The following is a 12,826-nucleotide window of genomic DNA, read 5'->3' as shown; positions in this document are numbered from 1 at the left end:
ACTAACTTGTTCTTGCAATTTGCGATTAGTATTCTATAGAGTAAATCCCAACCCACACTAACGTATGACAGCTAGTGCTTTGGTCGGTGGTCACGGTCTGGGCGCGCCATCATTTGGTCCCGCAATTTTTCCAGCTTGTATAACTGCTGGTCGTTCCACGGCGACTTACGTACTAAGCCCTTATCCGCAAACTCACGGGCAGTCTGTTTAACCTCATTTTGCGCCCGTTCGATGTCACGCAACAGCTCTCCGGCAGGAATCCGCAGGGCCCCCTCTGAAAAGATGGTCCACTGTTCGGCCTGATCACTGGTGGCGACCGTCACCTGGGTAAACCGTGTCTGACGCTCCTTGGCTAGCTTTTCAATATAGCTATCCGCCGTCTCGTCACGGTTCGTCCAGACGACTTCCAGATCGAACTGCCGATAACTCTTGGAGATACCGGGTACATACATCGCGTCAAAAACCACGGTAATTGACGCGTCCCGTAGCTTTTTATAGTTTGCCAACATGGACAGGAGTAAGTCCCTGGCCTCCGGTAACCGATCACTGAGCTTTAGCCGGTTGAGCTTGGGCCAGTTGCCGATCATGTTATAGGCGTCGACAATAAGAATATCTTCTTTCATTTTCCCACGCTCATCCCTTCGTTCAGTGTTGGACTGGGTGTCGAGAACTGAAGCCTTGATACATCAGCAGGCCAGCAGCCACACTAGCGTTTAGGCTTTGCACGGACCCAACCATTGGAATCGTCAGCATCTCGTCAACCGTTTCCTTGAGCAAGCGAGAAATTCCCTTACCCTCGTTACCAATGATCAGACCAACGGCGCCCTTGGCGTTCCAGTCCCGGTAGTCGGAACCTTCCATGTCGGTCCCAAAGATCCACATGCCCCGTTCCTTCAGTTCATGAACCGTGTTGACCAGGTTAGTGACCCGAGCAACCGGCACCGTTTCAATAGCCCCAGTCGAGGTCTTAGCAACGGTCGAGGTCAACCCAACGGCGCGGCGCTTGGGAATGATTACCCCGTGAACGCCACTGGCGTCGGCCGTCCGCAAGATAGACCCCAGGTTGTGGGGATCTTCGACACCATCCAGGATCAGGAAGAAGGGCGCCTCACCGGCTGCTTCGGCCTTAGCGAACAGGTCATCGATACTAGCATATTCAAACGCCGCAACACCCAGGGCTACCCCTTGGTGATTCTGATGATCCGTCAGTTGGTCCAGCTTTTGCTTAGGCACTTCTGAGATCACCAAGTGACGCTTCTTGGCCAATTGACGAATCTCGTCAATCGCCTCGGCCTTCAACCCACTCTGCAAGAAAACCTTGTTGATGGTCTGTTGGCTACGCAATGCGGCAACGGCTGGATGCCGGCCGATGACAAAATCGTTAGATACGTCGTTCGTTTCGTTTTCTGGATTCATTATTCAGTCCGCCCCGCTTCTACTTGTTCAATGCACCATTTACCCAATTCGTTGACCCGGTCCTGTTGTCCACTGAGTGCTAAGTAGCCCATCAAGGCTTCAAACCCGGTAGAAATACGGTAGGTCACGACGTCCGTGTTCTTGGCGTGCGTGTAACTCTTGGCATTGCGCCCACGCTTAAACATCGTCCACTCGTCATCACTTAAGATGCCATCCTTTTCCATCAGGTCGATCAGTGCGGCTTGCGCCTTCGCTGAGACGTAATGGGTCGCCTTCTTCTGCAGATGGTTAGGCTTAGCTAGTCCCTCCGCAATCAGGTGTTGACGAATAATTACTTCGTAGGCGGCATCGCCCATGTAGGCCAGTGCGACCCCGTTTAATTGTCGAAAATCGACTTGTTCTGTTTGTTCAGTCATTAATTTCCCTTTCTCCAACGCGTCCCTTGGGGCGTGTCTTCCAAGATAATTCCTTGGCTCTTCAGTTGTTCACGAATTTCATCACTACGTTCAAAGTTCCGGTTCTTCCGGGCAGCCAACCGTTCATCGATCAGTGCCTGAATTCGATCATCACCCAACGCGTCGGCTTCTGCCAGTTCCACACCGAACACGCTGAGCAGGTCGGCTAAGGTCTGGCGAATAAACGTCAGCGTCCCACTAAAGACCACTGGCCGTTCAGCATACACGTTACCCAACCGCGCTAGGTCATGAACCTCGGCAACCCCGTTTTGCACGTTGAAGTCGTCGTCCATGGCATCGTTATAGTCCGCGATGATCTGCCGAATTTCCTGCTCAACCTTCGGATCATTGCCATCTTCGGCATCCTTCAGACGATATCCCATGTTGTTGTATGAGGTCTGAAGCCGTTCCAGGTTCCGCGCCGCCGTGTCCAGGTTCCGTTGGCTGTATTGAATTGGCCGTCGGTACTGGGTCGTAGCCATGAAGAAACGCAACGTCTGCGGGTCGATGGTCTTCAAGATGTCGTGAACCGTCACGAAGTTGCCTAGTGACTTACTCATCTTTTCGTTCTCGTCGCCGACCGTCACAAAACCGTTGTGTAACCAGTAGTGGACGAACGTCTTCCCCGTCTTGGCTTCGCTCTGTGCGATTTCATTTTCATGGTGGGGGAAGGTCAGGTCTTCACCACCACCGTGGATATCAAAGGTATCACCGAGGTAGTGCGTTGACATGACGGAGCACTCGATGTGCCAACCAGGTCGACCCGCACCCCAAGGAGACGGCCAGGAGATTTCACCCGGCTTAGCCCCCTTCCAGAGCGCAAAGTCGACAGGATCTTCCTTACGCGCCGTCTCTTCATCGTTGGTGTGCTGAGAAGCCCCTTCTTCGAGCTCATTCAGGTCCTGATGGGACAATTCGCCGTAATGGGCAAACTTGTGTGCCCGGTAATAAACATCCCCATCAACTGGATAAGCGTAGCCCTTGTCGATCAGGTCCTGCACGAATTCAATGATTTCGGGAATGTGTTCCGTAGCCCGCGGGTTAGCGGTTGCTGGTTCGATGTTCAATGCAGCCGTGTCTTCCTTGAAGGCTTTGATGAACCGATCACCCAATTCGGGAACGGTAATGTTTAATTTTTTCGCTTGATTGATCATTTTATCGTCGACATCGGTAAAGTTAGAAATGTACTTCACTTGATAGCCGCGATATTCGAAGTAACGCCGAATCGTGTCAAAAGCAATGGCACTTCGCGCGTTCCCAATATGAATATAGTTATAGACAGTCGGACCACACACATACATGTTAACCACTCCGGGAGTGATGGGTTCGAAGGTCTCTTTCTGGCGGGTCATGGTATTAAATACTTTGAGCATCGCGAGGCTCCTTTCGCGTAACCTTTATATATTGCTTCGTTTCGACATCGCTGAGTGGGCAGCAATCGACTTCGCCTCCCGGTTGGTTCTGGAGATACTGGAACGGGTGGGCACAACTTGGAGCCTCGCACAGAACACGAGTCTTCAAGCTTGGCCTTTTCCTAGACCGAGCAAATCACTCGGCCAAGGAAAACGACACACCTGAGCATCTCCAGAACCAACCTCCGGCTTACACTGACCTATCCCCCACGCAATTGTCTAGTCCCTCATAAATGATATGAACTTACGCACGCATTGGTATCCAATCAGTATCTTCAGGACCGCCCGGGAGGTGACATAGCCACCAGTCCCAGGATGTCGAATGAGTTAGCTCCATTGTAGCATACCAGAGCGGTTAGCAAAAAGCCGAATGGACGGCCAATGGCCCCTCATTCGGCTTCTTTACCAAAACGTTAGCCTTCGAGTTGGGCCAAAGTTTGGTGAATGTGTTGTAATGCGGTCTTACGGCCGACTAATTCAATTGATTCAGGTAATTCTGGACCGTGCATTTCGTGGGTTACGGCAATTCGGATTGGCATCCATAATTGACGACCCTTGATACCGGTCTTGGCTTGAACCCGCTTGATCACGTGGAAGATTTCAACGGAATCAAACAGATCAAGCTTTTCGATTTCTTCAGCGAATGCCTTTAAGACAACTGGTGCCGTGTCATTGCTGATTTCTTCCAGTGCAGCGCCAGAAACTTGTTCTGGTTCTTGGAAGAAGACGGAAGCCATGTCGTTGATCTGTGCCATGTAGCTCATTTGTTGCTTGTACAGGTTGATCAATTGACGCGACCATTCGATGGTGTTCGTGTCTGGGTTAGCAGGAACGTTCCCCGCCTTGATCAATTGCTTCAAGGCCAAGTCCACGATGGTGCTTTCGTCAGCATCCTTCACGTAACGGTTGTTCAACCAGTCCAGCTTGTCACTGTCAAAGGTTGCGGGGGATGAACTCAGACGCGTTTCATCATACATCTTGATGAATTGCTTACGGTTAAAGATTTCATCTTCCCCAACTGGAGACCAGCCCAACAACAGAATGAAGTTGAACATGGCTTCTGGCAGGTAACCCAAGTCACGGTATTGTTCGATGAATTGGAGCACGGATTCGTCACGCTTGGACAACTTCTTACCGGTGTCCTTGCTGATGATCAGGCTCATGTGACCAAACTTAGGTGCTTCCCAACCAAAGGCTTGGTAGATCATCAATTGCTTAGGCGTGTTGGCAACGTGGTCGTCCCCACGGAAAACGTGGCTGATGGCCATCTTGTGGTCGTCAACAACAACGGCGAAGTTGTACGTTGGCATCCCATCGCGCTTAGCAATAACGAAGTCCCCACCAATGGTGTCAGAGTTAAAGGAAACGTTACCCTTAACCATGTCATCCCAAGCAAAGATTTCATCCTTTGGCACGCGGAAACGAATAACTGGCTTCAAGCCCTTAGCTTTAGCGGCATCGATAGCGGCTTGCTTTTCGGCTTCATCCATACCAGCGTATTCATATTCGTAGTGTGGCATTTCTTTGCGGGCCTTTTGGGCTTCACGGTCGGCTTGTAATTCATCTTCCGTCCGGTAAGATTCGTAGGCCTTGCCTTCATCGATCAGTTGTTGGATCAGTGGCGTGTAAATGTCGCGCCGTTCTGATTGCCGGTAGGGACCGTAGTCGCCACCAACATCGGGACCTTCATCCCAGTCCAAACCTAACCACTTCAGGTTTTCCAGTTGGCTTCTTTCACCATCCGCGATGTTCCGCTTAGTATCGGTATCTTCGATTCTGATGATGAACTTACCCTTGTTGTGCCGGGCAAATAAGTAATTAAAGATCGCTGTCCGGGCATTACCAATGTGCAAATGACCGGTAGGACTCGGTGCGTACCGAACCCGAATTGAATTTTTCGCCAAAACGTTTGCGCCTCTTTCTCCATTATTTACGTAATTTAGTGTTTAACTGCCATCTGTGAGATGACACATTGTTCTTAGTGTACAATGACAAACCGGAAAAATAAAGGTGTGACCCTTAATCTCTCCCAGAAATCTCAAGTAAGCGGTTATTTACCGCGACCGTTTCGGTTTCTTCGATTGGCCCTTGCCCCCGGCATCCTCTTCAATGTTTCTGCTGGAATGCACGGGCTTGGCAAAGATCATCCGCCCAGCATCGGTCTGAATGGCACTCGTTACGACCACATCCAACTGCTTGTTGATGAAGTACTTCCCATCTTCGACGACGACCATCGTGCCATCATCAAGATAGGCAACCCCTTGCTGCCGTTCGGTCCCGTTCTTAACCACCATAACGTGCAGGTTTTCACCCGGAATTACCCGGGGTTTCAGGGCGTTAGCTAAGGAATTAATGTTGAGGACTTGAACGTTTTGGAACTGGATAACCTTGTTCAAGTTGTAATCATTGGTGACGATCACCCCACCATTTTCCTTGGCCAGTCGAATCAATTTACTGTCGACTTCGGGAATATCCTCAAAGTCACCTTCGTACATTTCAATCGGCATGATGTTTTCGTTCTGGAGTTTATTTAAGATATCTAACCCCCGACGTCCACGAACCCGTTTGATGGAGTCGCTGGAATCCGCGATGTACTGCAATTCATACAACACGAAGTTAGGAACCAACAATGTCCCTTCCAGGAACCCCGTCTTGGCCAAATCATAGATCCGACCATCGATTAAAATATTGGTATCCAAGATCTTATAATGATGGAAGTTGGGTTCCGTTTGTTTATCGATGACTTTCTTAGATTCCTCTTCGCTAGCTTTCTTGCTCCGTGACTGGAACAACTTACGCCACTCTTCGGCACGGACCTTACTCAGTCGCGTCCCGATCCGGAAACCGAGATACCCAAACAACAGCATCAGAATCCACGGAATGAAGGTACTGATGAAAAACGATGGCACCCGGAAAAGAAACGACGAAATCAGCAGGGCCAACGCTAAACTGATAATTGCGCCCAAGCTGCCAAAGAGAATCGTCATTGGATTCTGTTTATTGAGATAGGCTTCTAGCTTATTGACCACCCGCATGATCAGTCCAGCAAACAACAACCCCAGAATGAGGAAAATAATTGCACCAACTAAAATGTTAACTAAGATGTTGTTGACGAGCGGACTGTTCATCCCAATGAGGTGCCAAAAGCGAGAAAGGTACGCCACCCCCATGACACCACCTAGGATGGCGAAGATCACGAGAATAACTGTTTTCTTACGCATACGTTCACCTCCTTTCAAATCACCATAATTTGTACAAAAATTCGTAGCTAACAGCGCCTACGGCTGANGCTGACAGGGATTCCACCTGCTGTGAGGACCGGCCCAAGCCTGTGAATCGGTCTTGAGCCTCGGTTTGAAGCCTCGTAAGAATCAACGAGTCTTCAAACGCGTCCGTGGTGTAACCTGGCTAAACGCCAGCTAACGCCACCTTCACGGCTGGTTCCATCCCTGTCTTCCTCCGGCTAAACTAGTTTTTACCCAATAATACTTATTGCAACCACATTGGGACTAATTCAAGTGTCCCAGCTCTCATGTGATCCGACACACTCTTAAAAATAGCCCTCAACTAAATTAAATATCCAGTGCCAGTTTCAATGCCTGACGCAGGGTTGAGACTCCGACGACCTTGATGCCGGCCGGTGGATTCCATCCTTGCATGTTGTTCTTAGGCACGAAGATTCGTTTGAATCCAAGCTTCTTGGCTTCTGCTACCCGGGACTCAATGCGGCTGACCCGGCGAATTTCACCAGTCAACCCCACTTCACCCACGAAACAGTCACTAGGTTCCGTTGCCGTGTCACGGTAACTGGAGGCAATACTCATGGCAATCGCCAAGTCAATTGCTGGTTCATCCAACTTCACACCACCGGCGGCCTTCAGGAAAGCGTCTTGATTCTGAAGCATCAGGTTGGCGCGCTTCTCCAATACGGCCATCAGTAAAGCCACTCGGTTGCGATCCAAGCCACTCGATGTCCGTTGGGCGTTACCGAAGACCGATGGTGAAATCAGTGCTTGCACTTCGACCAGGATAGGCCGAGTTCCTTCCATCGAAACTACAATGGCCGAACCAGTCGCATCCTTTAGCCGTTCCTCCAAGAAGATCTCCGAAGGATTGGCCACCTCATAGAGACCACCCTCACGCATTTCAAAGATTCCCAGCTCATTGGTCGAGCCAAATCGGTTCTTGACCGCTCGCAGAATCCGGTAGGTGTGATGCAGGTCCCCTTCAAAGTACAGCACGGTATCCACCATGTGTTCCAGAATCTTAGGACCGGCAATCGCGCCACCCTTAGTCACGTGACCCACGACAAAGATCGTAATGCCGTTAGTCTTGGCAATCTGCATCAGCTCACCAGTAACCGCCCGAATCTGAGAAACCGACCCAATTGCCGATTCGATCCCTGGGGCCTGCATGGTTTGCACGGAGTCAATGACCACGTAATCTGGTTGCATCTCTTCAATGTTGGCCCGAATACTAGCCATGTCCGTCTCCGGATAGAGGTAGATGTTGTCGCTATTGACGACTAACCGGTCGGCACGCATCTTGATCTGCGAAGCACTTTCTTCCCCGGACACGTAGAGCACCTTGCCCCCGGTCGCACTCAACTGGCCGGACACTTGGAGCAACAGCGTCGATTTCCCAATACCGGGATCTCCACCAATCAGGATCAATGACCCGGGTACGATACCGCCACCCAGCACCCGGTTAAGTTCGTTCATTTGAGTCTTGACCCGCATTTCCGTCGTGTGCTTGATGTCATTCATCAATTGTGGCTTAGAATGCTCACCAGTCACCGTTGTTCGTGTTGACTGAGGCTTGGCCGCAGCCGGCGTGATAACCTCTTCGACCATGGTGTTCCACTCCCCGCAATTGGGGCAGCGTCCCAGGTACCGGGGGGAGCTATAATCACAATTCTGACAGACAAATTTCGTTTTCGTTTTAGCCACGTTCATCCCCCTTATCCGTTTACTTTCAGCACTTTCATTTTAGCATATCTCGGGGGTGTTTCCCCACTAGTCTATCAGCTTCAAATGTAAAGATTTAGTTGCGATCAGAGGACCCAAATCCACCAGTCCGTTGTTGACTTGGAATCCGCTCTCCGTCGGCCAACAGAAATGGCATGAATATCCCCTGAGCAATGCGTTGTCCCTTCTTGATCACTTGATCCTTCAGGCCCACGTTGACCAACTGAACGAAGATCTCGCCCTCGTTCTTTTCATTATTATAGTAGTCCGCATCAATCACACCGACCCCATTGGGTAGAATCAGATTGTGCTTCAGGGGATTACTCGAACGGTTCGCCAGCAAGAGCACCTCACCGGGCGCCATGTAAGCCTTAACGCCCGTGGGTACCAGCCAAGGCTTCAAGTCATGCTGACCCGCGACCAATTCCTCCGTCGTTAAGGGATCACGGTGCCAGAGCCGTTTGAACGCGTGAAGCAGATCATGTCGCCAAATTGAGGGCAACGTGAAGTCCTCGGCACACTCGAAGTCATACCCCGCAGCCTGTTGTGTGGTTCGATAAGGAACGTTGATGCCTTGATCCTCATACTTGCTGACAATTTCAAATCCTCGATGCATCGTGCCACTCCTTTGAGTTTTGTCTTAATTTCAATTGATAGCCATTTACTTTTCTACAATTAATCATGGCCGATATTGCGGCTATGACCGTCCATTCTAACACCCTATCCGCAAAATACAAATACGGTCAGAATTCGACTAACCTCTTACTAGAGTACCTACCTTTCCGTAAGAATGCCAGCAAAATTATTCGCCAGCGAAAATTAGTTGACAAGGCCCCGCGGATAGACCAAAATTAGGAGTGAATCTGGTCACGAAAGGAGCAAATAACCATGACGACTACGGAACGTCCGGGTGAGCTGACAATCGTTGACGACGAACGGCTACTGGCAAGTTTGCACTACCTGCGTTTAGATGAATCCACTTGGGTTCTCGAGCAGATTTTTGTACGCCCTGCCCAGCCCGCTACCGCGTTAGCTGAGCAACTGATAAAACGTTTTACCCAACTGGCAACAACCGCTAAAGTCAGTGTGAAATTACTGGACCCGTACGCCAAGCGTTACTTTGCGACCCACCCCGCCGATTTTCTAGCGGCGCATCAGTTGCCCGTTAGCGGTGCGGATGCCGTGCGACCAGTTGCCTTACACCCAGAACACATAGAAGAGGAGTAGTTAAGATGGATCAAAACGCATTAAAAGCCCTCGTTGGCCAAGAAGCCGTCAAGTACGTGAAGGATGGCATGATTTTAGGAATCGGAACCGGCTCGACCGTTCGTTACATGATCGACGCTCTAGGTAAGCGCGTCAAAGAAGAAGGTTTAAGCATTGTGGGGGTCGCAACATCAGACCGCTCCGCTAAGCAAGCCGAATCCCTGGGCATCACCATCAAACAACTGGATGAAGTTGACCACCTCGACTTAACCATCGATGGTGCCGACGAAATTGACGACAACTTCCAAGGGATTAAGGGTGGCGGTGCCGCTCACCTGTGGGAAAAGATCGTTGCAATCAACTCCACGAAGAACATGTGGATCGTTGACGAAAGCAAGATGGTTCACCACTTAGGCAAGTTCCCACTACCACTAGAAGTTATTCCATTCGGTTCTAGCCACGTCCTGGAAAAGTTGGACAAGATGGACTTACACCCTAGTTTCCGGATGAACGAAGACGGTAGCCACGTCTTGACCGACTCCAAGAACTACATCATCGACTTACACTTGGGTCGCATCGATCATCCCCACGACTTAGCCAACACCTTGAATGGCATCGTGGGTGTTGTTGAACACGGTCTGTTCTTAGACACGGTCAACACGGTTATCGTTGGTCGTCAAGACGGTCCAGAAGTCTTGAACGCTCGCGACTAATCCTCACCAATTAAAGATTTAATAGTCACCCACCAATTCTACGATCGAATTGCGTGGGTGATTTTTTAATGGCGATCATCGTATCGCTCTGTCGTAATCGGTAAGGGTCTATCCATGAAACTATTGGCGCAGTAGTGTATCATAGTTGTATGTGTTTAGATACTTTAAAATATTTGTAGAGCGAGGTAATTACATGGAAACGACACAATTAAGCAACGGCGTTACCATTCCAATGTTAGGATTCGGAACTTACTTAATTGACAGTAAGGATGTTCCAGCAGCAATCAAGACGGCCTTAGACGCCGGCTATCGGCATCTCGACTGTGCACACATCTACGGCAACGAACCAGCCGTTGGTGCAGCCATCAAGGCTTCCGGTATTGACCGTTCTGACCTGTTCATCACGTCCAAGGTTTGGAACGCTGATCAAGGCTACGACAAGACCTTGGCTGCCTTTGACAAGACGCTAGCCGACCTGCAACTGGACTACTTGGACTTATACCTGATCCACTGGCCAAACGAAGAAAACTTCGAGCTGACCCTGGATACTTGGCGCGCCTTAGAAACCCTCTACCAACAAAAGAAGGTTCGGGCTATCGGTGTCTCCAACTTCTCCGAAAGTCAACTTGAACAAGTCTTTGCCATGGCTAAGGTTAAGCCAATGGTCAACCAAATCGAACGCCACCCTTACAAGGTACAAGCCGAATTAGGTAAGTTCGATACGGACAATGGTTTGATCAACGAAGGTTACTCCCCAATCGGTCACGGTCACTTAATTCTTGAAGACCCCGTGATTACCAAGTTAGCTGAAAAGTATGGCAAGTCACCCGCTCAAATTGTTTTACGGTGGCAAGTTGACACGGGCTTCGTGGTCTTCCCTAAGTCCTCCAAGCCAGCACGAGTTAAGGAAAATTTCGAAATTTCCGGTTTCAACTTAACAGCCGCTGAAATTGCCGAAATCAACACCCTCGATCAGGACAAGCATCTTAATTACGACTAAGCCTGTCCGACTATCCAGGGATCATTCAATTTAATTCTTTGTGGTAGGACTCCTCGATACGAATCGTATTGCGGGGTCCTTTTTGATTCAAAATCCCGTTAGCACCGCTCTTACTGAGGTCCGCTCGTCCATTTTTTAAACAACTTTCGGGTATCTATACAAAAAATGAGAATATTGGAGTACAATGAGAGAAATAAGTTAGGAGAGTGACGTCATTGAGTAAAGAAATTACGGCGGACCAAACCGCCCGTTATCAACAAGCTTTAGCTGCCGACCCCACCGCAAAGGTTTTGGAACGCGCCGTCAGCCATCAAGGAATCTTAGCAACCTCTGCCGATTATGCTTCTGAAACCGACATGACTCCCGTCTTCTCCATCGATTTGGATACTGGGAAAGTTGCTAACCAAAAGCAAAGTGGTCGTTGCTGGATGTTTGCCGCATTGAACACGATGCGTCATCATTTAGCCGACCTCTTCAACTTAAGTGACTTTGAATTATCTCAAAACTACACCAACTTCTGGGACAAATTTGAAAAAGCCAACTACTTCTACGAAAACGTCTTGGCCACCGCTGACCAACCAACCTCTAGCCGTAAGGTCGCCTTCTTAATGGCTACCCCACAACAAGATGGTGGTCAATGGGACATGCTATGTGCCATCATTGAAAAGTACGGGATCGTGCCTAAGTCCGTTATGCCTGAAACTTACAACAGTTCCAAGTCTAGCGAGCTCAACAGCACGCTGAACTTAAAGCTGCGGAAAGACGCCGTAACTTTACGTAAGTTAGTTGCCGACAAAGCCAGCGATGCTGACATTGCCGCTGCTAAAGACAAGATGCTTGGTGAAGTTTACCGCTTACTGAGCTTCTCACTCGGCGAACCCGTTAGCGAATTTGATTTCGAATACCGCGACGACGACAAGAACTACCACATCGACAAGGGCTTAACGCCAAAGTCCTTCTTCGACAAGTACGTCAACTGGGACCTGAGCGATTACGTTTCCATCATCAACGCTCCTACTGACGACAAGCCTTACAACCACACCTACACGGTTGAAATGCTGGGTAACGTGGTCAACGGCCGTCAAGTGAAGCATTTAAATGTCACGATGAAGGACTTCAAAGCCTTGGCCATCAAGCAATTACAAGCTGGCCAATCCGTCTGGTTCGGTTGTGACGTCGGTCAATCCTCAGAACGTCAAAAGGGGATCATGGACACCAAGTTCTACGACAAGGATGCCCTCTTCAACATCGACTTCTCCACGACCAAGGCAGAACGCCTGGACTACGGGGAAAGCATGATGACCCACGCCATGGTCTTGACTGGTGTCGACTTAGTCGATGGCCAACCAACCAAGTGGAAGGTTGAAAACTCCTGGGGTGAAAAGGTCGGCACGAAGGGTTACTTCGTGATGAGTGACGCCTGGATGGACGAATACTGCTACCAAGTCGTCGTCAACAAGCAATTCCTGCCTGACAACTTAAAGAAGACGCAAGAAACTGAAGAACCAACGGTCTTGGCACCATGGGATCCAATGGGTGCTTTGGCTTAATCATCTCTGGTCTCTTCCGGCTAGGATAGCTTTTAAAATGAGACGCTGTCCTTCTTAAACAGCGGGACGCTATTTCTACTCTAAGTCAACCACGCCCGTTTAAAAAC

General features: G+C 49.7%; 12 protein-coding genes. 4 read left to right on the top strand and 8 right to left on the bottom strand.

All coding sequences use genetic code 11. The features are described 5' to 3' along the window. Positions 1–71: 71 nt before the first annotated feature. The 8 genes from FD07_RS10855 to FD07_RS10820 all read right to left on the bottom strand — a co-directional run bounded on the left by FD07_RS10855 (position 72) and on the right by FD07_RS10820 (position 8,866). Complete coding sequence (locus FD07_RS10855) at positions 72–623, bottom strand: NYN domain-containing protein (protein ID WP_020090334.1); 552 nt, start codon at positions 621–623, stop codon at positions 72–74. A gap of 22 nt (positions 624–645) precedes the next feature. After that, positions 646–1,416 (bottom strand): 23S rRNA (guanosine(2251)-2'-O)-methyltransferase RlmB, encoded by a 771-nt coding sequence (rlmB, locus tag FD07_RS10850; RefSeq protein WP_020090335.1) that lies wholly within the window; start codon positions 1,414–1,416, stop codon positions 646–648. Next, entirely contained in the window at positions 1,416–1,832 is a 417-nt protein-coding gene (locus FD07_RS10845; RefSeq protein ID WP_020090336.1) for a Mini-ribonuclease 3, read from the bottom strand. The genes rlmB and FD07_RS10845 overlap by 1 nt, the downstream gene beginning before the upstream one ends. Further along, a complete protein-coding gene (gene cysS, locus FD07_RS10840; protein ID WP_020090337.1) occupies positions 1,832–3,244 on the bottom strand; it encodes a cysteine--tRNA ligase in 1,413 nt (470 codons plus the stop codon). The genes FD07_RS10845 and cysS overlap by 1 nt, the downstream gene beginning before the upstream one ends. A gap of 452 nt (positions 3,245–3,696) precedes the next feature. Then, positions 3,697–5,187: a glutamate--tRNA ligase gene (gene gltX, locus FD07_RS10835; RefSeq protein ID WP_020090338.1), complete on the bottom strand. Its 1,491-nt coding sequence runs from the start codon at positions 5,185–5,187 to the stop codon at positions 3,697–3,699. A gap of 150 nt (positions 5,188–5,337) precedes the next feature. After that, a complete protein-coding gene (locus FD07_RS10830; protein WP_020090339.1) occupies positions 5,338–6,504 on the bottom strand; it encodes a PIN/TRAM domain-containing protein in 1,167 nt (388 codons plus the stop codon). A gap of 351 nt (positions 6,505–6,855) precedes the next feature. Then, entirely contained in the window at positions 6,856–8,232 is a 1,377-nt protein-coding gene (radA, locus tag FD07_RS10825; protein WP_027826043.1) for a DNA repair protein RadA, read from the bottom strand. 94 nt (positions 8,233–8,326) lie between these two features. Next, positions 8,327–8,866 carry a dCTP deaminase/dUTPase family protein gene (locus tag FD07_RS10820; protein WP_020090341.1) on the bottom strand — a complete coding sequence of 180 codons (540 nt, stop codon included), beginning with the start codon at positions 8,864–8,866 and terminating at the stop codon, positions 8,327–8,329. 272 nt (positions 8,867–9,138) lie between these two features. Here FD07_RS10820 and FD07_RS10815 point away from each other — a divergent pair, with 272 nt between their 5' ends. The 4 genes from FD07_RS10815 (at position 9,139) to FD07_RS10800 (ending at position 12,719) form a co-directional block, all read left to right on the top strand. After that, positions 9,139–9,477, top strand: coding sequence for a GNAT family protein (locus FD07_RS10815; protein ID WP_020090342.1), 339 nt, complete (start codon positions 9,139–9,141; stop codon positions 9,475–9,477). Positions 9,478–9,482: 5 nt separating this feature from the next. Continuing rightward, positions 9,483–10,169 (top strand): ribose-5-phosphate isomerase RpiA, encoded by a 687-nt coding sequence (gene rpiA, locus FD07_RS10810; RefSeq protein ID WP_020090343.1) that lies wholly within the window; start codon positions 9,483–9,485, stop codon positions 10,167–10,169. A 193-nt stretch (positions 10,170–10,362) separates the two neighbouring features. Then, positions 10,363–11,169 (top strand): aldo/keto reductase, encoded by an 807-nt coding sequence (locus FD07_RS10805; protein WP_020090344.1) that lies wholly within the window; start codon positions 10,363–10,365, stop codon positions 11,167–11,169. 215 nt (positions 11,170–11,384) lie between these two features. Then, positions 11,385–12,719, top strand: coding sequence for a C1 family peptidase (locus tag FD07_RS10800; protein ID WP_020090345.1), 1,335 nt, complete (start codon positions 11,385–11,387; stop codon positions 12,717–12,719). Positions 12,720–12,826 lie beyond the last annotated feature (107 nt).

This window comes from Levilactobacillus parabrevis ATCC 53295 (assembly GCF_001434055.1).
GTDB lineage: Bacteria > Bacillota > Bacilli > Lactobacillales > Lactobacillaceae > Levilactobacillus > Levilactobacillus parabrevis.
This window is presented reverse-complemented; position numbering and strand designations above follow the sequence as displayed.